Source organism: Albidovulum sediminis (assembly GCF_025380365.1).
GTDB lineage: Bacteria > Pseudomonadota > Alphaproteobacteria > Rhodobacterales > Rhodobacteraceae > Albidovulum > Albidovulum sediminis.
This window is the reverse complement of the sequence record NZ_JAOCQF010000003.1, coordinates 176,639-198,191: the sequence shown is the minus strand read 5'-3', so window position 1 is coordinate 198,191 and position 21,553 is coordinate 176,639. Positions and strand designations below refer to the sequence as shown.

The 21,553-nt window shown below is 68.2% G+C and carries 17 protein-coding genes and 1 pseudogene; 7 read left to right on the top strand and 11 right to left on the bottom strand.

The window, feature by feature from the left end; translation table 11 throughout:
- Window positions 1-121: 121 nt before the first annotated feature.
- The 3 genes from N5I32_RS15855 to N5I32_RS15845 are packed head-to-tail and all read left to right on the top strand — an operon-like array spanning window position 122 to window position 2,454.
- Window positions 122-793, top strand: a complete 672-nt coding sequence (locus N5I32_RS15855) for a cell division ATP-binding protein FtsE (RefSeq protein ID WP_261496891.1) — start codon at window positions 122-124, stop codon at window positions 791-793.
- The gene (locus tag N5I32_RS15850; protein WP_439648209.1) at window positions 790-1,692 is read left to right on the top strand and encodes a cell division protein FtsX; all 903 of its coding nucleotides are present in this window, start codon (window positions 790-792) and stop codon (window positions 1,690-1,692) included. Before N5I32_RS15855 ends, N5I32_RS15850 begins: the two co-directional genes overlap by 4 nt.
- A gap of 24 nt (window positions 1,693-1,716) precedes the next feature.
- Window positions 1,717-2,454, top strand: a complete 738-nt coding sequence (locus N5I32_RS15845) for a lysophospholipid acyltransferase family protein (protein ID WP_261496890.1) — start codon at window positions 1,717-1,719, stop codon at window positions 2,452-2,454.
- A 129-nt stretch (window positions 2,455-2,583) separates the two neighbouring features.
- On the opposite strand, the gene N5I32_RS15840 is transcribed toward N5I32_RS15845, so the two are convergent.
- The 5 genes from N5I32_RS15840 to N5I32_RS15820 form a co-directional block, all read right to left on the bottom strand.
- A complete protein-coding gene (locus tag N5I32_RS15840; protein WP_261496889.1) occupies window positions 2,584-3,543 on the bottom strand; it encodes an acetyl-CoA carboxylase carboxyltransferase subunit alpha in 960 nt (319 codons plus the stop codon).
- A gap of 72 nt (window positions 3,544-3,615) precedes the next feature.
- A complete protein-coding gene (locus N5I32_RS15835; protein ID WP_261496888.1) occupies window positions 3,616-4,572 on the bottom strand; it encodes an L-malyl-CoA/beta-methylmalyl-CoA lyase in 957 nt (318 codons plus the stop codon).
- Window positions 4,573-4,696: 124 nt separating this feature from the next.
- Complete coding sequence (locus tag N5I32_RS15830; protein ID WP_261497307.1) at window positions 4,697-5,938, bottom strand: AGE family epimerase/isomerase; 1,242 nt, start codon at window positions 5,936-5,938, stop codon at window positions 4,697-4,699.
- 30 nt (window positions 5,939-5,968) lie between these two features.
- The gene (locus N5I32_RS15825) at window positions 5,969-9,046 is read right to left on the bottom strand and encodes an efflux RND transporter permease subunit (protein WP_261496887.1); all 3,078 of its coding nucleotides are present in this window, start codon (window positions 9,044-9,046) and stop codon (window positions 5,969-5,971) included.
- Between the two features lie 9 nt (window positions 9,047-9,055).
- Complete coding sequence (locus tag N5I32_RS15820; protein ID WP_261496886.1) at window positions 9,056-10,165, bottom strand: efflux RND transporter periplasmic adaptor subunit; 1,110 nt, start codon at window positions 10,163-10,165, stop codon at window positions 9,056-9,058.
- Window positions 10,166-10,406: 241 nt separating this feature from the next.
- Between N5I32_RS15820 and N5I32_RS15815 the strand changes: the two genes are divergently transcribed.
- On the top strand, window positions 10,407-11,249 hold the full coding sequence (locus N5I32_RS15815) for a sterol desaturase family protein (protein WP_261496885.1): 843 nt from the start codon (window positions 10,407-10,409) through the stop codon (window positions 11,247-11,249).
- Window positions 11,250-11,281: 32 nt separating this feature from the next.
- On the opposite strand, the pseudogene N5I32_RS15810 reads toward N5I32_RS15815, so the two are convergent.
- A pseudogene (locus N5I32_RS15810) lies at window positions 11,282-12,162 on the bottom strand (chromate transporter).
- A 289-nt stretch (window positions 12,163-12,451) separates the two neighbouring features.
- Here N5I32_RS15810 and N5I32_RS15805 point away from each other — a divergent pair.
- Genes N5I32_RS15805 through N5I32_RS15795 form a run of 3 tightly spaced genes read left to right on the top strand, consistent with a single transcriptional unit; the run spans window position 12,452 to window position 15,109 of the window.
- Complete coding sequence (locus N5I32_RS15805) at window positions 12,452-13,099, top strand: TetR/AcrR family transcriptional regulator (RefSeq protein ID WP_261496884.1); 648 nt, start codon at window positions 12,452-12,454, stop codon at window positions 13,097-13,099.
- Entirely contained in the window at window positions 13,096-14,286 is a 1,191-nt protein-coding gene (locus N5I32_RS15800) for a pyridoxal phosphate-dependent aminotransferase (protein WP_261496883.1), read from the top strand. Before N5I32_RS15805 ends, N5I32_RS15800 begins: the two co-directional genes overlap by 4 nt.
- A 34-nt stretch (window positions 14,287-14,320) precedes the next feature.
- Window positions 14,321-15,109: a dimethylarginine dimethylaminohydrolase family protein gene (locus N5I32_RS15795; protein ID WP_261496882.1), complete on the top strand. Its 789-nt coding sequence runs from the start codon at window positions 14,321-14,323 to the stop codon at window positions 15,107-15,109.
- Window positions 15,110-15,119: 10 nt separating this feature from the next.
- Here N5I32_RS15795 and N5I32_RS15790 read toward each other — a convergent pair whose 3' ends face one another.
- Genes N5I32_RS15790 through fdhD form a run of 5 tightly spaced genes read right to left on the bottom strand, consistent with a single transcriptional unit; the run spans window position 15,120 to window position 21,553 of the window.
- Window positions 15,120-18,500, bottom strand: a complete 3,381-nt coding sequence (locus N5I32_RS15790) for an error-prone DNA polymerase (RefSeq protein ID WP_261496881.1) — start codon at window positions 18,498-18,500, stop codon at window positions 15,120-15,122.
- Window positions 18,497-19,987 (bottom strand): Y-family DNA polymerase, encoded by a 1,491-nt coding sequence (locus tag N5I32_RS15785; RefSeq protein WP_261496880.1) that lies wholly within the window; start codon window positions 19,985-19,987, stop codon window positions 18,497-18,499. Before N5I32_RS15785 ends, N5I32_RS15790 begins: the two co-directional genes overlap by 4 nt.
- Complete coding sequence (locus tag N5I32_RS15780; protein ID WP_261496879.1) at window positions 19,902-20,489, bottom strand: ImuA family protein; 588 nt, start codon at window positions 20,487-20,489, stop codon at window positions 19,902-19,904. The genes N5I32_RS15785 and N5I32_RS15780 overlap by 86 nt, the downstream gene beginning before the upstream one ends.
- Before the next feature lie 49 nt (window positions 20,490-20,538).
- Window positions 20,539-20,742 (bottom strand): formate dehydrogenase subunit delta, encoded by a 204-nt coding sequence (locus tag N5I32_RS15775; protein WP_261496878.1) that lies wholly within the window; start codon window positions 20,740-20,742, stop codon window positions 20,539-20,541.
- Window positions 20,732-21,553, bottom strand: a complete 822-nt coding sequence (gene fdhD, locus N5I32_RS15770) for a formate dehydrogenase accessory sulfurtransferase FdhD (protein WP_261496877.1) — start codon at window positions 21,551-21,553, stop codon at window positions 20,732-20,734. The genes N5I32_RS15775 and fdhD overlap by 11 nt, the downstream gene beginning before the upstream one ends.

Genomic DNA, 21,553 nt, shown 5'->3' with positions numbered 1-21,553 from the left:
TCTGGCCTTTGTATTTGCCCTGTTGTAGCAAGCATGACGTCGCGATCCAAGCATTTGCGGCCAGAGGCCGGCAAACGGACGGGCACCGGGGCGGGAATGCCACGCTAAGGCGGAGGAAAAGGTGATAGAATTGCACGATGCCAGCTACGGCTACCCCGGCAGGACGCTGCTGGCGGGCGTGAGCCTGACGCTGTCGCGCGCGTCATTCCATTTCCTGACCGGACCATCAGGCGCGGGCAAGACGACCTTCCTGAAGCTGTGCTACGGAGAGCTCCGGCCCAACGCTGGCCGGCTGTCTGCCTTCGGCGCGGATCTGGCCCAGCTTTCGCGGGATGATCTGGCCGGAATGCGCCGCAGGATCGGCGTCGTGCACCAGGACTGCGAATTCCTCGACCATCTGACACTGGCCGAGAACGTTGCCTTGCCGCTGATCGTCGCGGGGCGGCCGATTGTGGAAAGCGATCTGGCGGACCTTCTGGCATGGGTGGGGCTGCGCGGCCGCGAAGGGGCGCTTCCCTCGGAACTGTCGGGCGGGGAACGTCAGCGTGGCGCGCTGGCGCGTGCGATCATCGGCGCACCCGACGTGATCCTGGCTGACGAGCCGACGGGCAATCTCGACTGGGAGATGTCTATGCGGCTTCTTTCGCTGCTGGTCGAGTTGAACCGGATGGGAAAGACGGTGCTGATCGCGACCCATGACCTCAACCTGATCCGGACCGCGAAGACGCAGGTTGCCGCGCGGGTGCTGAGGATCAAGGATGGTCAGGTTCAGACCGCGGGGGCAGACCTGTGAAGCCCATCAGCACCCGGTCCGCCGCGCCCGCCACCTTTGCGCCGGGGATCGACCGCATTGTTCCTGCCGCCGGGGCGAGTGCCACGCTCACGCTGCTCGCGGCCGCCGCGATGGCCTTTCTGGCGGTCTTCACGCTTGCGCTTGCATTCTCGGCCAATCGGCTGGCCGACAGCTGGTCTGGCGACCTCGCGGCGACGGCCACCGTCCGGATTTCGGCAGCCCCCGATCAGGCCGACCTCCAGACCCGCAGGGTGCTCGAGGTGCTGACGACGACGCCCGGCGTGGTCAGCAGCCGCGAAATCCCGGCCGAGGAAACCCGGGCGCTGCTGGCGCCATGGTTCGGCCCCGACCTGCCGGTGGAAACCCTGCCCATCCCGCGCCTTGTCGCGATCACCACCGAGCCGCAGGCGTTCGATGCCGAAGGGCTGCGCCTGCGCCTGTCCGCGGAAGCGCCGGGTGCTGTGCTCGACGATCACAGCCGCTGGCGCGCGCCGCTGGCGGATACCGCCGTAGCGCTCAGACGGATCGCCGTCTTTTCGCTCGCGCTGATCGGGGGGGCGACGGCGGCCATGGTGACGCTGGCCGTGCAGGCCTCGCTTGCTGCCAACGGGCAGGTGATACGGGTTCTGCGCCTGATCGGCGCGCGGGATGTGACGATCGCGCGCGCCTTCGTCCGCCGCTACACCCTGCGCGCGACCCTTGGTGCGCTGGCCGGAACCACGGTCGCGGCGGCCGCGGTTGCGGCTCTGCCCGTGGTCGCGGACGGCGAGTTTCTGACTCACCTCGGCTTTTCCGGCCGCGAATGGCTTTGGGCGCTGTCCGTTCCCGCCATCGCGGCGATTACCGCGCTTGTCGCCACCCGCGCGGCGGCACTTCGCCGGCTGAGGGACGAGGCATGAGGCAGAGCGAATGAGGCACCCCGCATGAGAATCCTGCTGCAATACCTTCTGTCCGCAGTCTTCATCGCCCAGATGTATCTCGCGATGGTGGCCTACGCGCTGGCCTGGCTGCCCGCGGTATTATGGAACCGCGACAACGCGATACGGGCCGTGCACGCCTATGCCCGCTGGGTCAGGGCATCCGCGGCCGCGCTCGTGGGGCTAAGGTCGGAAATCCGCGGCGAGATCCCTGAGGACGAGGTGGTGATCGCCGCCAAGCACCAGAGTTTCTTCGACATCATCCTGATCATTTCGGTGGTGCCGCGACCGAAGTTCATCATGAAGAAGGAGCTTCTCTGGGCGCCCATCGTCGGCTGGTATGCCCGCAGGCTGGGCTGCATCCCGGTCGATCGCGGCAAGGGCGGCGAGGCGATGCGCAGGATGGTGGCCGAGGTGAAGGCCGCGCGCGAGGAGCGGCCGGGGCAACTGATCATCTATCCGCAGGGCACGCGCGTCGCGGCCGGGGCGACGAAGCCCTACAAGGTCGGCGTCGGCGTGCTCTATGCGCAACTGAAGCAGGACTGCGTGCCGGTGGCCACGAATGTGGGTGTCTTCTGGCCCCGGCATGGCCTTCTGCGCAAGCCGGGGCTGGCGGTCGTGGAGTTCCTGCCGCGCATTCCGGCCGGCCAGCGCGTCGAGGCCTTCATGGCGGAAATCGAGGAAGTGGTGGAAGGCGCGTCGAACCGGCTGATGACGGAAGCGGGCTTTCACCGGCCGGGGTGACGCGCGCGCCCGCCCTTCAATGGCGCGCCCGCGGCGCAAGCCGGTTCTTGCCCCTTCACGTCCCGCGAAGGCGCTCGGGCGGCCTTCGTCAGGAACATGTGGGACAACGAAGAAGCAGGAAGGCCGCGATCAGGCCGCGAGGCTTTTCGACCCCATGTCGAGGAACTTCTGCCGCCGGTCCTTGACCAGTTCGGCGGGTTTCTTGCCCGCAAGCTCCTTCAGCATGACCTCGATGGCCTTGCCGACCGCGTCGATCGCGTCCTTGCGGCCGCGCTGCGCCCCTCCGAGAGGTTCGGGGATGATGCGGTCGATGACGCCAAGCTTCAGCAGGTCCTGCGCGGTCAGGCGCAGCGCCTCGGCGGCCTCGCGCATCTTCTCGGCGTCCTTCCACAGGATCGAGGCGCAGCCTTCGGGCGAGATCACCGAATAGATCGAGTGTTCGAGCATGGCGACGCGGTTCGCGGTCGCAAAGGCCACCGCGCCGCCTGACCCACCCTCGCCGATGATGACGGAGATGAGCGGCACGCCGATCTCGAGGCATTTCTGGGTGGCGCGCGCGATCGCCTCGGACTGGCCGCGTTCCTCCGCGCCCTTGCCCGGATAGGCGCCCGGCGTATCGACGAGGGTGATGACGGGAAGGCCGAAGCGCTGGGCCAGGTCCATCAGCCGGATCGCCTTGCGGTAGCCCTCGGGCCGGGCCATGCCGAAGTTGCGCTCGATCCGCGACTTGGTGTCGTTGCCCTTTTCATGGCCGATGACGACGACGGGCTGATCGTTGAAGCGGGCGAGGCCGCCCATCACGGCGTGGTCGTCGGCGAAGTTGCGATCCCCCGCGAGTGTGGTGAACTCGTTGAAGAGTGCGTCGATGTAGTCCTTGCAGTGGGGCCGGTCGGGATGGCGGGCCACCTGGCATTTCCGCCACGGGTCGAGGTTCCTGTAGAGGTCCTTCAGGATCTCGGCCGCCTTGCGGTCAAGCGCTGCCGCTTCCTTTTCGACATCCATCTCCTCGTTCTTGCGGGCAAGCGCGCGCAGTTCCTCGGCCTTGCCTTCGATCTCGGCCAGGGGCTTCTCGAACTCGAGATAGTTCATGTGACACTCCGCTCAGGACCCGGGATATATGAAGCCGCGACCGGAGAAATGCAACTCATGTGGCGGTGAGCGTCAGCCGCCGATCAGTTCCGCCTGCCGCACGATGACCTCGGCCTGGCGCATCGAGGCGATGTCCACCAGCCGTCCCTTGTAGGTGGCCGCACCCTGGCCCGCGGCCTTGGCGGCCTCCATCGCGGCAAGGATCTCGCGCGCCTCGGCCACCTGGGCCTCAGACGGCGTGAAGACCTCGTTGGCAAGCGCCACCTGCTTCGGGTGGATCGCCCATTTCCCGACCATGCCGAGCGTGGCCGACCGACGCGCCTGGGCGCGGAAGCCCTCGTCGTCGGAAAAGTCGCCGAAGGGGCCGTCCACCGGCAGGACACCATGGGTCCGGCAGGCGGCGACGATGGCGGCCTGCGCCCAGTGCCATGGGTCGGGCCAGTGCCGGACCCCCTCGCGTATCATGTAGTAGTTTTCCTGCGTCCCGCCGATGCCGGTCGTCTGCATGCCCATGGAGGCGGCAAAATCCGCTGCGCCAAGGCTCATCGCCTGAAGGCGGGGGGAGGATGCCGCGATTTCCTCGACGTGCGAGATGCCGGCAGCGGATTCGATGATGACTTCGAGCGCGATGCGCTTCCGGCGCCCCATCGCGGCCTCGACCGCCGTCACAAGGGCATCCACGGCATAGACATCGGCCGCGCAGCCCACCTTGGGGATCATGATCTGGTCGAGCCGTTCGGAAGCGTTTTCCAGCAAGTCGACTACATCGCGGTACCAGAAGGGGGTATCGAGGCCGTTGATGCGGACCGAGAGATGCTTCGTGCCCCAGTCCACGTCGCCGATGGCCTGGATGATGTTCCGGCGTGCCTGCGCCTTGTCGTCGGGCGCGACCGAATCCTCGAGGTCGAGGTTGATCACGTCGGCCGCCGATGCCGCCATCTTCTCGAAAAGGGCTGGGCGGGAGCCGGGACCGAACAGCTGGCAGCGGTTGGGGCGGGCGGGTGCGGCGGGTTGAAGGCGAAAGCTCATGGCAGGTCGTCTCGCAAGGAAGTTTCGTGATAAGTCGCCTAGGGGATATGATATTGCGCTGCGGCGTGCAAGCGGGCTTTCGCAGGTGCAGAAAAAGACCGCCCCGAAGGGCCGGGTACGCGATTCACGCGCGGGAAAGCCCGCGGGTGATGCTGCCGTCCGCAGGAAGAAGCGGGATCAGGCACGCTTGCAATGCGTGGTAGAGGTCGGGCTTGCCCCGGAAGACCGCGGATATCGGCCTCAGGTCTCCGTCCAGTTCAGGGAACCAGCCTCCGCGTTCCGTGTCGATCAGGTGGCTTGCGGTGAAATCCCAGATGCGCCGGTACCAGGCTTCGAAACGGGCATCGCCCCCGGTCTGTCGCAGCACCGCGGCGGCGGCGATGCCTTCGGCGCAGGGCCACCAGTAGCGGTCCGCGCGGTCCGGGCGGTCGTTCCAGTCGAGCGTGTAGTAGAACCCGCCTGTCTCCCTGTCCCAGCCGATGTCGCAGGTGTGCAGGAACAGGTTACGCGCGGCATCTGGCAGCCAGGACAGGCGGCGCCCGCCCAGTTCCCAAAGCTGGATCAGAAGGCGGCTCCATTCCAGCGCGTGGCCGGGCGTGGTGCCGGCGGGGCGGAACATCGGGTCGCCCGCATAATCGCGATCCACGCTCCAGTCGGCGCGGAAGTGTTCCGCCACGCGCCAGCCAAGGCTGCGGGCGTGACGGTCGATGATCAGTCCGGCGATGCGTTCGGCCTTGCGCAGGTAGTCGGGTTCGGCGGTGGCCTCATAGGCGGCCATCAGCGCCTCGGTCAGGTGCATGTTGGAGTTCTGTCCGCGATAGGAGCCGAGCGGCTGCCAATCGGCGCCGTATTCCTCGGTCGTGGCGCCTGCGGCCTCGTCCCAGAAGCGCTGGTTCAGGATCGCCGTTGCATCCTCGATCAGTGCATCGGCGTCCGGATGGCCGACGACCTTGGCCGACGACGCGGCAAGAAGCACGAAGGCGTGGCCATAGGCCTGCTTCGTGGCGTCAACCGGGCCGGCATCGTCCACCGACCAGAACCAGCCGCCCTGTGCACGGTCGCGATGGCGCTGGCGCAGGAATGCCATGCCGTGGCCGATCATGCGGTCCGATCCCGGCAGGCCAAGAAGATGCGCGATGGCAAAGCAGTGAACCATTCGCGTGGTTTCGTGCAGGTGGCGCACCGGCCCGCCAGGGCCGGAGGCCGGCAGCGGGCCGCCCGCATCGTCAAGCGCGAAGAAGCCGCCGCTTGGATTGAGCGCGCCCCGGCGGAAGAAGCCGATCAGGTCGCACGCTTGCGTCATCAGCCAGTCGCGGTGCGCCGGCCGTGCCGCAAGGTCGCCCCCTTGCGTCCCGATCCAGGGCATGGGTGCGGGGGCTTCCGGCGTCATGGCTGTTCAGGCCGTTCCAAAGCGCATCTCTTCCCCGCGCTTGTGCAGCAGGTAGTCCGCGTCGCTGCGGGAGATGAGCGTGTAGAACATGGGCACGACGAAAAGCGTGAACATCGTGCCGATCATGAGGCCCGCGAAGATCACGAGGCCCATGGCCTGACGGGCGGCGGCGCCCGCACCCTCGGCGATGATCAGCGGCACCACCGCAAGCACCATCGCCGCGGTCGTCATCAGGATCGGGCGCAGGCGGGTCTTGGCCGCGGCGACGATGGCCTGGCGGCGCGAAAGCCCATGTTCCTCGCGTTGCTGGTTGGCGAATTCTACCATCAGGATGCCGTGCTTGGTGATCAGGCCGATCAGCGTGATCAACCCCACCTGGGTGTAGATGTTCAGCGTGCTCGCACCGAAGAACAGCGGTAGCATCGCGCCGAAGATCGACAGCGGCACCGACATCAGGATGATGAACGGATCGCGGAAGCTTTCGAACTGCGCGGCAAGGACCAGGTAGATCACCACCAGCGCGGCGCCGAATGCCAGCAGGATCGTGTTGCCTTCGGTCTTTTCCAGCCGCGACTGGCCGGAATAGTCGATGAAGAACCCGTCCGGCAAAACCTCGTTGGTGATCCGCTCAAGCTCGGCCAGCGCGACGCCGCTGGAGATGCCGATCATCGGCATGGCCGAAAGCGTGGCAGAGTTGAGCTGGTTGAACTGCTCGATGGCCGCGGCGGAGACGGTGTCCTCGATGGTGACGACCGAGGCCAGCGGGACCATGTCGCCCGACCGTGACCGCACGAAGAACTCGCCCAGCCGTTCGGGGTTGTCGCGCCATTCGCGCGGAACCTGGGTGATGACGTCGTAGCTGTTGGAATCGCGGTCGAACTGCGCCACCGCGCCACCGCCGACAAGCAGGCCAAGGGTGGAGCCGATGTCGCTGACGGCCACGCCCAGCTGCGCGGCGCGGTCGCGGTCGATGGTCAGCCGAACCTGCGGTGCGTCGAAGGACAGGCTGTTCTGCACGACGATGAACATGCCCGACTGCATCGCCTTGGCACGGATTTCCTCGGCGATCTCGACCACACGCTCGGGCGCGTGGATGGACTGGATGATCATCGAGATCGGCAGCCCGCCACCCGCGCCGGGCAGCGACGGGGGCGCGAAGACATAGCTTTGCAGCCCCGGTGCGTTGTCGAGGATGGCCTGGATCTGCTGCTGGATCTCGGACTGGCTGCGGCTGCGGTCGGCCCAGTCCTTGAACGCCCAGATGTAGAAACCGGAGCTGGAGGCCCCGCCCATGCCCGCGACGGAAAACGAGGTCCGCACTTCCTCGATATCCGCAGTGCGGCGGCTGACCTCCTGGGTGAAGGCGTCCGTGTATTCGAGGGTCGCGTAGCGGGGGCCGTTCATGATCGCGAAAAGCGCGCCGTTGTCTTCCTCTGGGGCAAGCTCCGAGGAGGTGTTCACGAACATGAACCCGGACACGCTGAGCAGCGCCAGGACCATGAGCATGGTCACCGGTCGATAATCGAGCGAGGAGGACACCCGCCGTTCGTACCAGTTGGCAAGACCGCCCAGCGCCCGGTCGACGGTGCGCTGGAATCTGCCCGGCGCATCGTGGCTGAGCAGGCGCGCCGACATCGCGGGCGTGATCGTCAGTGCGACGACCCCGGAAATGACCACCGACCCCGCAAGCGTCAGCGCGAATTCGGTGAAGAGTGATCCTGTCAGACCGCCCGTGAAGGCCAGGGGCGAAAGTACCGCCGCCAGCGTGATCGTCATGGCGATGACGGGCCCGGTGATCTCCTTCATGCCGCGGATGGCTGCGCGCGCGGGCTTCATGCCCTCGTCGATGTGGCGGTGGATGTTCTCGACCACGACAATCGCGTCGTCGACCACCAGCCCGATGGCCAGCACCATCGCCAGAAGCGTCAGCAGGTTGATCGAATACCCCAGCGCCAGCATCACCGAACAGACGCCGATCAGCGACAGCGGGATGGTGACGATCGGCATCAGCACCGACCGGAACGAGCCGAGGAAGAGAAGGATCACGACGACGACGATCAGGACGGCCTCGGCGATGGTCTTGAACACCTCCTCGATCGAGGCGGCGATGGTCTCGGTCGAATCGTAGACGAGGTCGATGGTCATCCCCCGCGGCAGCGTCGCGGTCAGCGCGGGCAGGGCGTCGCGGACGTTTGTGGCGACATCAAGCTGGTTTTCGCCGGGCGCGGGAATGATCCCGATGAACGTGCCGCGTTCGCCCCCGAACATCACGATGGCGTCGGTGGTTCCCGAGGCAAGCTCGATCTGCGCGACGTCGCGCAGGCGGACCACGCCGTTTGCGCCCTGGGCCAGCGGAAGCGCGCCGAAGGCCTCAGGCGTCTGGATCGTGGAATCGAGCGTCAGGGCGTAGGAGAAATACTCGTTCTCGGTCTTTCCGGGGGCCGAGAGGAAATTCGAGGACCGGATCGCGGCCAGCACTTCGGAAGCGGTCACGCCCCGCGCGGAAAGCTTCAGCGGGTCGAGCCAGATGCGCATCGCATAGGTCTGCCCCCCCAGAATTTCCATCTGCGCCACGCCGCCGATGTTGGTGACCCGCGGCCGCACCACGCGCGAGAGGTATTCGTTCAACTGCTCCGGCGTCATGTTCGGGTTGCGGACCGCCAGGTACATCAGCGCGAAGGTGCGCCCCGTCCCCTTGGCGATGACCGGATCCTCGGTATCCTGCGGCAACTCGCCCCGCACCTGCTGGACCTTCGACATGACCTCGGTCAGCGCAATGTCGGGGTCGGCGCCAAGCCGCATCTGCACCGTCACCACCGAGGCCGAGGGCCGCGACTGGCTGGTGATGTAGTCCACGTTCTCGGTCGTCGACACGGCAGCCGCGATGGGCGAAGTCACGAATCCCTGGATGAGGTCGGGTGCCGCGCCGGGATAGACCGTCGTGATGGTGATGACGCTTTCCTCGACCTCCGGGTACTGCCGCACCGGCAGGTTCACCACCGAGGCAAGCCCGAGGAAGGTGATCAGCGCCGCGAGAACGGTCGACAGGACGGGCCTGCGGATGAAGATTTCGGAGAAATGCATTCGCCGCCCCTATCCGTCAGACTGCCCATCCGTCACCGAAAGGTCGACGGACGTGTCGATCACCACCTTCGCACCGTTCGACAGCCGGTTCTGGCCCGACGTGACGATCTGGTCACCGGGCGCCAGCCCCTGCGTCACCTCGATCAGCCCGCCCGACCGGCGCCCGAGTTGCACGAAGACCTGCTCGACGGTCAACGCACCCTCGCCCTCGCCCGGTCGGACGACATAGATCGAATCGCCGTATAGGCTGGAGATGACGGCCGTCTGCGCGACCGCGATCACGCCGTTTTCGGCCGGCAGCGACACCCGCACGCGCAGGAACTGGCCCGGGAACAGCCGGCCACTGGGGTTGCTCACTTCCGCACGAACCGACACCAGGCGCGAGTTCGCATCGACCTGGGGCTCGATCCCGGTGATCCGGCCTTCGGCCCGGAAATCCCCGACCTCGGTGCTGACGCTGATCGGCCCGTCCAGTTCGAGTGCGCCCAATTGCTGTTCAGGGACGGTGAAATCCACCCGCATCTGGCTCAGGTCCTGAAGCGTCGCGAAGATCGCGCCGGTCGAGACATACTGTCCGACCTCGATCCGCGGAATGCCGATCACGCCCGCAAAGGGCGCGGTCGAGGTCTTGGCATCAAGTGCGGTCTGGACCTGCGCCACCTGGGCGCGGGCGCTTTCGACCAGGGCTTCGGCCGTCTCGGCGGTGTTGGCGGCACTGACGCCGCGCTCGGTCAGCGTCTGCGCGCGGCGTGCGTCCGTCAGGGCAACACCCAGGGACGCCTGCGCAGCCGAAAGCGCGGCGCGTTCGCTGTCGTCGTCGATCAGCACCAGCGCCGCGCCTTCGGCCACGCTGTCGTTCGCCTCGAAGTTGATGGCGCGGACGATGCCCGCCGCCTCGATCGCCAGGTCGACACCCCGCGCCGCGATCGCGGTACCGATGGCGTCGATGCCCGGCTCCCAGGTCACGGGCTCGACGGTCTGCGCGGTGACCGGCACCGGCGGCGGCACGCGCCCTGCCATGAACTGGGCGATCATCCCGTCGCGGAAATACTTGAACCAGACAATTCCCCCGACCACGAGACCGAGAAGAATGATGGCGATGAAAAGCCGCTTTGCCATGGGGATCATCTCTGGCTGTTGTTGCGAGGCCGCGTGGACAGAGCCTGGGCGGTTCAGGTCCCTTAACTGAACGGTTGTGCGCGCGGCGTCAATGCACAGAACGCGCCAAGCTGCCTGCAAGGGCAGAAAGAATGCACAACTCGTCGCGCCGGCCTCTGCCTTTGTTGACAGGGATTGCCCGCGAACCCTAGACATTCAATGGATGCCTTGCGAGCGCCAAGGCCGCGGCGAGGTCGCCACGATGTCCGAGTTCCTGCTGGTCCATGAGCCCGGTTTCCGGCTGGCTGCCTTTCTGGGCGTTCTGGTCGCGATGATGGTGTGGGAACTGGCGGCGCCAAGGCGCCGGCGCGAGATTCCCCGGCTGATCCGCTGGACCAACAACCTGGCGCTGGTCGCGCTCGACACGGCGGTGCTGCGCTTGTCGTTCCCGGTTCTCGCGGTGGGCCTGGCCGGGATGGCCGAGGCGAAGGGCTGGGGGCTTTTCAACGTCATCGAGGTGCCGCGCTGGTTTGCCTTCGTCGGCGCGATCCTGATCCTCGATCTGGCGATCTATCTTCAGCATGTGATGTTCCATGCCGTTCCGGGGCTTTGGCGCCTGCACCGCATGCATCACGCGGACCTGGATTTCGACGCGACCACGGGCCTGCGCTTTCACCCGATCGAGATCCTTCTCTCGATGGCGATCAAGCTTGCCGTGGTGGGCGCGATCGGCGCGCCCGCGATCGCGGTCCTGGCCTTCGAGGTGATCCTGAATGCCGCCTCTCTCTTCAATCACTCCAACATCACCCTGCGGCCCGGGCTGGATCGCGTGTTGCGCCTGGTCCTCGTCACGCCGGACATGCACCGCGTTCATCACTCGGTTGACCCGCGCGAGACGAACTCCAACTTCGGCTTCTCGGTTCCCTGGTGGGACCGGCTTCTGGGCACCTATGTCGCCCAGCCGGCAAAGGGGCATGATCGGATGGAGATCGGCATCGAGCAGTTCCGCACGCCGCGCGACCTGTGGCTTGACCGGATGCTGATCCAGCCCCTGCGCGGTCCTGCCTCGGGCGGCGCGCTGGACCCGCGGACCTATCGCAGGTAGCGCCGCCCTTCGGGTCAGCGTGCCAGCGGCCGTCAGGCAAGCAGTGTGAGGGTCGCGCCGCTCATCGCGGCTGCGACGACGACGAACCACGGCGGAGCCTTCCAGACGACCAGCAGCAGGAAGCTGGCAAGCGCCAAGGCAAAGTCCGTGCTGTTCCCGACCGCGCCGGGCAATCAATTCGGCTCGACCGGGGTGACCGCGCCAAGATAGGCCGCGAAGGTGAACAGCGGCCCGGGAACCGCCTGCGCCGCACCGTAACCGGCAAGAAACCGATCGGGCGAAACCCAGCCGGGCGCCACGATTTCGGCCTGTAGCATGGGCAGGACCACATGCCCTCCACCGAAGACCAGCGCGCCCGCGCGGAAGTAGCAGTCGACGAAGGCCAGGGCCTGCGACGTCCCCGCAATCAGGGGCAAGAGGAGCATGACGGCCAGGAATGCCAGCAGGGCAAAGCCCCGGCGGCGATTCCCGTCCGGGTGCGATCGGGGCATAGACTGCGAGCCATGCCCCAGACGGCCTGTGCCACGATGGCGACGGCGACCAGCTTCAGCCCGTGCAGCGCGCCTTCTCCGATTGGTCGTCCGATCCCTGCCCCTGCCAGTGCAAAGGCACCGAGCATCAGCGCAGAAGGCAGGGTAAAGGCCACGAAGGCCGCCAGTGCTCCGGCCCAGCCCGCCCGCATCAGACCGATGGCGAACCCGGTCTGCGTCGATGTCGGCCCCGGCAGGAACTGGCACAGCGCCACGAGATCGGCATAGGCACGCTCATCAAGCCACTGCCTCCGGATCACCAGCTCGTCCCGGAAGTAGCCCAGGTGCGCGATGGGCCCGCCGAACGAGGTAAGCCCTAGCTTGAGGAGGGCGAGGAAGACCTCCTTCGCGGTTCCTTCCCCTGTCTTCGACGGCGCTTGCATGGATCTCCTGACCTTCGCTGCGGATCGTTCTTGCGAGCGACCGCCCGATCACCGCTCGAACCGGGATGGACCGCCCGGACAGCGCAGGCTTCGGGCATTCATCGACCTTGGAATAAGCATAGGGACTGCGCGAAGGGCTGGCCGGCGGCAAGGTGGCGGAAATGGCAGGCGCCCGGGGGCGAACTTCGGGGCGCGCGATACCGCCGACAGTTGCCGCTGCCGGCTCGGATTCCGGTTGCGCGCGCTCGCGATTGCTTTAATTATGCGTTTGTATAATTTTGTTGGACCCATGGCCGAACCCCGACGCATCTTCCGGCGCGAACCCCCCGAAAGCCGCAAGGAGGCGCTGATGCGCGCCACCCTGACGCTTGTGTCCCGGCATGGTCCGGCGGCGGCGACCGTTCGCGCGATCGCGCAGGAGGCCGGTGTGACGCAGGGCATGATTCGTCACTATTTCAGCTCGAAAGAGGATCTTCTGAACGCCGCCTACCGGTTTCACATGCTTGGCCAGACCCAGGTGATCGACGCCGCCGCGATGCCGGGGCGTGATGGCGCGCGGGAACGTCTGGCCCGGATGATCGTAGCCTCCGTCACGCCGCCGGTGGCCGCGCCCGAGGCGCTGTCGCTCTGGGCCGGATTCATCCACATGGTCTGGCGCGATCCGGCCATGCGCAAGACGCACGAGGGCACCTACCTCCACTACCGGGATCTGCTTCAGCGCCGCATCGCCGACGCGCTGGCCGAAGCCGGGCGCGGGGTGCCCGCGTCGGAGGAACGGCAACTGGCCATCGCCAGCAACGCGGTTCTCGACGGACTTTGGCTGGAGGCCGGAGCGCTGCCCGAGGCGTTCGAAGGCGGCGAACTGATACGGATCGGCCTGCGCTCTGTCGGGGCGATCATCGGCATTGATCTTGCGGAAGACGAGGCGAAGGGATGAGATATTCACCCGTTCTGGACAGGTTGGCCGGGTTGGGCGGCGCGAAGTGGGAACTGCACGTGCGCGCACGGGAGCGCATTGCGGCGGGGGAGGATGTCGTCGACCTGACGATCGGCAACCCGGACGTGCCCGCACCGGCCGATCTGGTCGAGGCCGCCGTGGCCGCCATGCGCGCCGGCCGGACGCAGTATTCCGACGGCCGGGGGGAGCACAACCTGCGCGAATCCCTGGCCGCCCGATACGCCGCCCGCCTGGGCAGGCCGGTGCACCCCAATCAGGTCCTGTGCTTTCCGGGAACCCAGACCGCGCTTTATGCCGTTCTGATGGGCATTGCCGAGCCGGGATGCGAGATCCTGGTGGGCGACCCGATGTATGCGACCTACGAAGGCGTCATCGCCGCATCCGGTGCGCGCGTGGTTCCCGTACCGCTTCGGGCCGAAAACGGGTTTCGCCTGTCGGCGCAGGATCTGGCCGAACGGATCGGGCCGCGCACGCGTGCCATCCTCCTCAACACGCCGCACAATCCCACCGGCGCGGTCCTGACCGCCGGGGATATCGACGCGATCGGGCGGCTGGCGGTGGAACACGACCTCTGGATCATCTCCGACGAGGTTTACGAGGAACTGGTATTCGACGGCGTGACCTTCGTCTCGCCCCTGGCGCGCACGGGCTTCGCCGACAGGGTTGTCGTCGTGGCCTCGATCTCCAAGTCCCACGCCGCACCGGGTTTCCGTTCGGGCTGGTGCGTCGGGTCGAGGGAGTTCGCGGACCGTCTGCTGGCCCTGTCGGAAACCATGCTGTTCGGAAACCAGCCCTTCATCGCCGACATGACCGCGCAGGCCGTGTCCCGGCCCTCCGAGGCCGCGCGCGGGATGCGGGCGCGGTTCGCCGCCCGCGCCCGTTATCTGGCCGACCTTCTGACCCAGCAGACGGCGCTGGGCGTCCACCGGCCAGAGGCGGGGATGTTCGCGTTGGTGGATGTCCGGTCCAGCGGCCTGTCGGACCGCGACTTTGCCCTGGGGCTTCTGGATGCAGGCGTCGCGGTGATGCCCGGATCGGCGTTCGGCGAAACGCTGGGCGGCTGGGTCCGCGTGGCGCTGACCGTGGACGACGACCGCTTCCGCACCGCCAGCGGTCGCATGGTCGCGCATTCCCTGTCCCTGTCCGGCCAGCGGGCCGAGGCATGACCCCTTCAGACCGACGATTGAAAGGCTGCACCCGATGACCCGGACCGACCCCTCCTGGCAGTTCACCCGCGCGATCACCCGCCGCCCCGGCGAAAGCGTCACCCATGGCCTGCGTGCCGTCGATACCGGCGCGCCGGATCTTGGCCTGATGCTGAAACATCATGCCGATTACGTCGCGGCCCTGCGCGCGGCCGGGGCAGAGGTGGTCGAACTGCCCCCGCTCGAGCCGTTTCCCGATGCGCTTTTCGTCGAGGATACGGCGCTTTGTCTGCCCGAAGGGGCGGTCCTGATGCGGCCCGGCGCGCCGTCGCGGGCGGGCGAGGTCGCCGAAATGGCGCCCGTGATCCGCGGGCTCTTCGCCGAGGTGCGGGAAATCCGCGGCCCCGGCACGATCGAGGGGGGCGACATCCTTTTCACCCCGCGGGAGGTTCTGGTGGGCCAGTCGGCGCGCACCAACGCGGCGGGCATCGCGGAACTGCGCGCGATCCTGGCCGACTGGGGCCGGAGCCTGCGCGAAATCCGGGTGCCGGACGGCGTTCTCCATTTCAAGACCGACTGCTCGCTCCTCGACGGCCAGACGATCCTGGCGACCGGGCGGCTGGCGCAGTCGGGCTGCTTCGACGGCTACCGCGTGATCCTGACCGCGCCGGGGGAGGAGGCCGCGGCCAACGCGATCCGCTACAACGATGTCGTGCTGATGGCGGCGGGCTTTCCCGAAACGGCCGAAAGCCTGCGCAAGGCCGGCTACCGCGTGCAGGAGATCGGCAACAGCGAATGTGCCAAGCTCGACGGCGGCATGTCCTGCCTGTCGCTGCGGTTCTGACGCAGCCGGCTCAGTGGAAATCGCGGCTGGGGAACAGCTGCTTGGCCTGTTCGCGCGGGTGACGTGCGCGCGCCGGCTGGCGGGGCGGGCGCGGCGCGTCGTCGGCCTGGGGCTGCGTGATCCCCACGGCCCCGTCCAGCGGGTGGCCAAGCTCGGACAGGCGGTGTGACAGATCCTCGATCCGATCGGCGATCAGGTGCACGACGATACCCTCGCGCTCCAGCCGGCCCGTCACCCGCAAGAGCCGCCCGCCCATGACCGCCCGGCGGAAGCGTTCATAGACCTTGGGCCAGACGACCACGTTCGACACGCCCGTCTCATCCTCGAGCGTGAGGAAGATCACGCCCGAGGCGGTGCCGGGGCGCTGGCGGGTGATGACAAGGCCGCAGACGGAAAGTGGCCGCGGCGGTGCCGTTGCCAGTTCCACATGCGGGGTCAGGCCGGGGAGGGAGGCGCGCAGAAGCTCCATCGGGTGGGCGCGCAGCGACAGGCGCAGCGCCACGTAATCCTCCACCACCTCTTCGCCCAGGTGCATGGCGGGCAGTTCGACCTGCGGTTCACGGATGCCCTCGCCGTCGATAGGGTCGGCGAACAGCGGCAGCGGCGCCGGGGCGCGGATCGCACGCACCTGCCAGAGCGCGTCGCGACGGGTCAGGTCCATGCCGGAAAAGGCATCCGCCTCGGCCAGCCGTTCCAGCACCGAAGGCGACACGCCGGCCCGGAGCCACAGGCTTTCGGGGTCGGGAAAACCGTTGCCGCGCGTCGCCACGATCCAGCGCGCATCCTCTTCCCGAAGGCCCCGGATCTGGCGAAAGCCGAGCCTGAGCGCCAGTGCCCCGTCGGGGCGCCGTTCCAGCCGGTTGTCCCAGTCGCTGCGGTTGACGCAGACGGGGCGCACCTCGATCCCGTGTTCACGGGCGTCGCGCACGATCTGCGCCGGGGCGTAAAAGCCCATCGGCTGCGAATTCAGCAGCGCGCAGGCGAAGATAGCCGGGTGGTGCCGCTTCAGCCAGGACGAGACATAGGTGAGCATCGCGAAGGCGGCGGCATGGCTTTCGGGAAAGCCGTAGTCGGCGAAGCCCTCGATCTGGGAAAAGCAGCGTTCCGCGAATTCGGGGGTGTAGCCGTTGGCGAGCATCCCGGCGATGAACTTGTCCCGGAAGGCGCCGATCGTGCCCATGCGCCGGAACGAGGCCAGCGACCGGCGCAGGCGGTCTGCCTCCTCGGCGGTGAAGCCCGCGGCGACCACGGCGATTTGCATCGCCTGTTCCTGGAAAAGCGGCACCCCCAGCGTCTTGCCCAGGACGCCCTCGAGTTCCTTCGAGGGGAAGCTGACCGCCTCATGCCCCTGGCGGCGGCGGATGTAGGGCTGCACCATGCCGCCCTGGATCGGGCCGGGACGGACGATCGCGACCTCGATCACCAGGTCGTAGAAGGTGCGCGGCCGCATCCGGGGCAGGAAGTTCATCTGCGCCCGGCTTTCAACCTGGAACACCCCCACCGCATCGGCCACGCAGAGCATGTCGTAGGTCGCCCGGTCCTCCTGCGGGATCGTCGCGATGGTCAGATCGGTCCTGTCGTGATCCCGCAGCAGGTCGAAGGCCTTGCGGATGCAGGTCAGCATGCCGAGCGACAGGACGTCGACCTTGAGGATGCCCAGCGCGTCGATGTCGTCCTTGTCCCATTCGATGACGGTGCGATCCTCCATCGCCGCGTTCTCGATCGGGCAAAGCTCGTCCAGCCGCCCGCGGGTGATGACGAAGCCGCCGACATGCTGCGACAGGTGGCGGGGGAAGCCGATGATCTCTCCGATCAGGCGGATGGTCTGCGACAGCCGCCGGTCGCGCGGGTCGAGACCCAGTTCGCGGATGCGGTCGGGGTCGGCGCCCCCGTTCGACATGCCCCAGATCTGGCCCGCAAGGCTGGCGGTGACGTCCTGCGACAGGCCCATGACCTTTCCCACCTCGCGGATCGCGGCGCGGGATCGGAAGTGGATCACCGTGGCGCAGAGCCCGGCGCGGTGGCGGCCGTATTTCCGGTAGATCCACTGGATGACCTCTTCCCGCCGCTCATGCTCGAAGTCGACGTCGATATCGGGCGGTTCGCCCCGGTACTTCGACACGAAACGCTCGAACACCATGCTGATCATGTCGGGCGAGACATCGGTGATGCCCAGCGCCCAGCAAAGGATCGAATTCGCCGCCGACCCGCGCCCCTGGCAGAGAATGCCGATCGAGCGGGCATGGCTCACGATGTCGTGGACGGTCAGGAAGTAGGCGGCGAAGCCCAGGTCTCCGACCAGCCGGATCTCCTTTTCCGCAAGCGCGCGGTAACGGTCGGGGATGCCCTCCGGGCAGCGCCGGGCCAATCCCTCGGCCGTCAGCCGCTCAAGCCGTTGCTGCGGGGTTTCGCCGTCCGAAATCTCGTCCGGGTATTCGTAGCTCAGCTCGCTCAGGCAGAAGCTGCAGCGCGCCGCGATCTCCAGCGTGCGGCGGACCGCGGCCAGGTGGTTGCGGTAAAGCCGCGCCATGTCCTCCGCGCCCTTCAGCCGGCGTTCGGCGTTGGGCAGCGCCCGCGTGCCGATCCGGTCGATGGTGCAGCCTTCGCGCAGGCAGGTCAGCACATCGGCCAGTTGCCGCCGCCCGGCGCGGTGCATCAGCACATCGCCCACCGCCACCATCGGCGCCGAGACGCGCAGCGCAAGCGTCGCGCAGGCGTCGAACCAGGCCTGGTCCGAGCCGTCATAGCGCGGCGCGGCACCGAGGAAGACATGATCGGGATAGCGCCGCCGCATGGTCTGGACCGGGCGCAGGGCGCGGGACAGGTCGGCGGGCGGCAGGGCGATCAGGACCATGCCCCGGCACCCTTCCAGAAGGTCGGAGAGATGGAGCAGGCACCCCCCCTTCTCCGCCCGCCGCTTGCCCAGCGTCAGAAGGCGGCAAAGCCGGTGATAGGCGGGCCGGTCGGTGGGCAGCGCGATCCATTCGACCGGGCAGTCGGCCAGGACCAGGCGGCAGCCCACGATCAGCCGCGGCAGGCGCGGGCCGGGGGAATGGGGCGGGACGGGATGGGGCAGAGCGGGGCGGGCGATGCCTTCCGGCTGGCCGATTTCCTGGCGCGAACAGGGGTCGATCCGGTGCTGCGACCGGATGCGCAAGGTCTCCTCGGCTTCGCGCCGCAACTCCTTCAGGGCGGAATAGGCCCGGACCACGCCGGCCAGCGAATTGCGGTCGGTGATGGCGATCGCCTCCAGCCCCAGTTCGGCGGCCCGCGCGACCATCTCCTCGGGGTGGGAGGCGCCGGTCAGGAAGGTGAAGTTGGTGGTGACGCACAGTTCGGCATAGCCGGGCCGGTTGTGGGGGCGCAGCGGGGCGGCGGCCTTGCGGGTCATGCGAATTCCCCCTGCACGAACCAGCCGGGGTTCTGCGGCGTATGGAACAGCCACAGCCGCCGGCCCTGCCGGGTCTCGACATGCCAGTAGTCGCGCACGCCCGTGCGCCAGCCGTCGTCCTCCAGCCACCATTCCGGGGCGATGCGTTCGGGGCCGGTGGCGCGCGCCGTGTCGAAGCCCATTCGCCGCCAGCGGAACTGTCCGGGGGGGCGGGGGCCGGTGCCCGCGATCGGTTCGGGCCGGAACAGGATCGGCGGGCGCGGGCGCAGCGCGACCCAGGCCCCTTCGGACCGGGACCAGGCGGCGGGCGCGACCAGGAAGCTGCGTTCGGGGATATGGCTGTCGGCGGGCAGGAAGCGGCGGATGTTCTCCAGCCCGATCCGCGTGCCGATGCGGTTGATCAAATCCTCGATCCGGTCGCCGCCGCCGCCACCCCCCCGGCGCGGGATGGAGCCGAGCTGTTCGACGGCAAGGGGCTCGACGACCGTCGCCTCAAGCCGCATCTGGTCGATGCCGAAACCTGCTTCAACCGCACCGACCCCGCGTTCGAAGAGCGGCAGGATGCGGGCCGGATCGCGCAGCGCGCTGGCCAGGCGCAGTTCCACCTGCTGGCTGGCCTGGTCGACCCGGCGCAGCGTCAGGCACAGGACGCGGGCGCCCGCCGCGTTGTCCTTCAGCCGGGCGCAGAGCCGGTCGATCAGCCGCGCGGTTCCCGCCATCACGTCATCGACCAGCCCGATCGGCTCGGGCAGGGTCAGGCGGACGCCGTAGTGGGGCGCCTCGGCCTCGGGCGCGATCTGTTCGGCACGGGCCCCAAGCGCCTGGTCCAGCCGCATCAGCACCGCGGGGCCGAAGCGCCGGGCAAGCGGTGCGCGTGGCGTGGCGGCCAGGTCGGCGATGGTGCGCAGCCCCAGCCGCTCCAGCGCGGTGACCGTATCCGCCTCAAGCCGCAGGGCGGCGACGGGCAGGCGGCCAAGCGCATCCCTGTCGCCCCCGGCCCGAAACGCCGCCCCGCCGAAACGGGCAAAGGCCCAGGCCGCCCCGCGCGTGGCGCCAAGCCCCAGCCGCACCGTCAGCCCCGCGCGCGACAGCCGCGCGTGCATGTCCGTCAGCATCGCTGCTTCGTCGCCGAACAGATGGGCCGATCCGGTGATGTCCAGGACCAGCCCGTCCTCCCCCTCGAAACCCACCCATGGGCAATAGCGCGTGGCCCAGCGGCGCAGCATCGCAAGGAAGCGCGCATCGCGCGGGGGAGCGGCCGGAGCGCTGTGCAGGTCAGGGCAGAAGGCGCGGGCATCGGCGAAGGGCATGCCGCGATGCAGCCCCGCCGCCTCGGCGCGGTCGTTCAGGCAGTAAAGCCGTTCGGTATTGTTCTGGCGAAGCGTCAGCGCGAAGGGCGCGTCAACCGGGCGCAGGCGCAGGACCCGGTCGCTCGCCAACCGGGGGAACCACATCGAGACGACGCGCCGCGTGATCCCATCGAACATCCCAGGTCCCCAATGTTCCTGATTTGTTCTTGATAAGCGCCCACCGCATCGGAGTCGAGTCCGTCCCCCCCGCGGCGGCAAGGGGGGTGCAGTACCAGCGGGTTTCGGCGGCGTTGCTGCCCATGCCTTCGGGGATCAGGCACAGCCCGGTGGTCTGGCCGGCCTTGGCCGCCAGTTGCAGCCGCCGCCCCTCGCGCAGGTCGAGCGCGCCGCTGAGTTCCACGATGACCAGGGGTACGGCGCCGTCCTTCAGCGCTTCTTCGGCGACGGCGAGGGCGTCGGTCTGGTCGGCCACCGAGGCCCAGAGAAGCCGGTGCGGGTCGAAGAACAGCGACAGCCCCACGGGGTTGAGCGCCTTGGCCCGCCAGGCTTCGCGGATCCACAGGATCTGCCCCGACCCCTGCGCGCAGGTGGCAGCGGCAAAGCCCATTGCCCCGGGCCCACAGGCTTCGTGGACGCGGCCCCTGCGCAGCGGGACGGGAGGGCGGAACGCGGGTGACATGGACCCTGATTACACCAGGTATCGCGCGGCGGGAACCGCCTGCCCGGCTTCAGAGCTTCCGCGTGCTCGCGACCACCACGGCATCAAGGCCTGCGCCCCCCGCGGCGACATGGGCCAGAAGCTGCTCGCGCATCCGGGGTTCCCAGAAGTCGCGGATATGGGCGGCAACCTTTTCGGCCGCGTCCTCGCCGGGCTGGGTCTTGAAGAAGGTGGCGATCTGATTGGCCATGTGGACCATCTTCTCAGGCGACATGGGACACTCCGGTCGATATGCGGTCAGGATGGGAATAAAGGTCGAAGCCGCCGCCACGGGCGAAGGCGGCCAGCGTGATCCCGGCCTCTTCGGCCAGGCGCAGGGCGGTCGCGGTCGGGGCGGACACGGCGATCAGCACCGGACAGCCCGCCAACGCGGATTTCTGGATCAGTTCCACCGACACGCGGCTGGTCATGACGAAGGCCCCGGCCGAAGCGTCGATGCCGGTGCGGGCCAGCGCGCCGATCAGCTTGTCGAGCGCGTTGTGCCGGCCCACATCCTCGCGCACGGCGACGATGCCCTGTCCGGGCAGGAGGAACCCCGCCGCATGGGTCGCGCGGGTCTGGGCATGAAGCGGCTGAAGCCCGGCCAGGGCCTCGGTCGCCCCGGCGACATCGGCCCGCGACAGAAGCGGACTCCCCGCCGCGATCCGCGGCAGGGGGCGAAGCGCCTGGTCAAGGCTGTCGATCCCGCACAGGCCGCAGCCCACGGGACCGGCCATCACCCGGCGGCGGGCCTTCAGCGCCTCGGCCCGGTCGGTACGAAGCCACATCCGGGCCTCGATGCCGCCGCCATGGTCGGCTTCCTCGAAGTCCTCGATCTGGGACAGGTCGTCGACGATGCCCTCGCTCAGCGCGAAGCCATGGGCGAAATCGGCAATGTCGCCGGGCGTCGCCATCATCACGGCCTGGGTGGTGCCGTCGAAGACCAGGGCGATCGGCACCTCTTCGGGCAGGGCGCGCACGATCGCGCGCTGCCCGTCCGGCTGGACGGACAGGCCGGGCATGCTGCGCGCCAGCGGCCGGGTCAT

Bases quoted from the DNA above. Each gene is read 5' to 3' on its own strand.
- N5I32_RS15845 (WP_261496890.1), top strand. From the start codon at position 1,717: ATGAGAATCCTGCTGCAATACCTTCTGTCCGCAGTCTTCATCGCCCAG.
- N5I32_RS15840 (WP_261496889.1), bottom strand. From the start codon at position 3,543: ATGAACTATCTCGAGTTCGAGAAGCCCCTGGCCGAGATCGAAGGCAAG.
- N5I32_RS15835 (WP_261496888.1), bottom strand. From the start codon at position 4,572: ATGAGCTTTCGCCTTCAACCCGCCGCACCCGCCCGCCCCAACCGCTGC.
- N5I32_RS15830 (WP_261497307.1), bottom strand. From the start codon at position 5,938: ATGCCCTGGATCGGGACGCAAGGGGGCGACCTTGCGGCACGGCCGGCG.
- N5I32_RS15825 (WP_261496887.1), bottom strand. From the start codon at position 9,046: ATGCATTTCTCCGAAATCTTCATCCGCAGGCCCGTCCTGTCGACCGTT.
- N5I32_RS15820 (WP_261496886.1), bottom strand. From the start codon at position 10,165: ATGGCAAAGCGGCTTTTCATCGCCATCATTCTTCTCGGTCTCGTGGTC.
- N5I32_RS15815 (WP_261496885.1), top strand. From the start codon at position 10,407: ATGTCCGAGTTCCTGCTGGTCCATGAGCCCGGTTTCCGGCTGGCTGCC.
- N5I32_RS15805 (WP_261496884.1), top strand. From the start codon at position 12,452: ATGGCCGAACCCCGACGCATCTTCCGGCGCGAACCCCCCGAAAGCCGC.
- N5I32_RS15800 (WP_261496883.1), top strand. From the start codon at position 13,096: ATGAGATATTCACCCGTTCTGGACAGGTTGGCCGGGTTGGGCGGCGCG.
- N5I32_RS15795 (WP_261496882.1), top strand. From the start codon at position 14,321: ATGACCCGGACCGACCCCTCCTGGCAGTTCACCCGCGCGATCACCCGC.
- N5I32_RS15790 (WP_261496881.1), bottom strand. From the start codon at position 18,500: ATGACCCGCAAGGCCGCCGCCCCGCTGCGCCCCCACAACCGGCCCGGC.
- N5I32_RS15785 (WP_261496880.1), bottom strand. From the start codon at position 19,987: ATGTTCGATGGGATCACGCGGCGCGTCGTCTCGATGTGGTTCCCCCGG.
- N5I32_RS15780 (WP_261496879.1), bottom strand. From the start codon at position 20,489: ATGTCACCCGCGTTCCGCCCTCCCGTCCCGCTGCGCAGGGGCCGCGTC.
- N5I32_RS15775 (WP_261496878.1), bottom strand. From the start codon at position 20,742: ATGTCGCCTGAGAAGATGGTCCACATGGCCAATCAGATCGCCACCTTC.
- fdhD (WP_261496877.1), bottom strand. From the start codon at position 21,553: ATGACCCGGCCGCTGGCGCGCAGCATGCCCGGCCTGTCCGTCCAGCCG.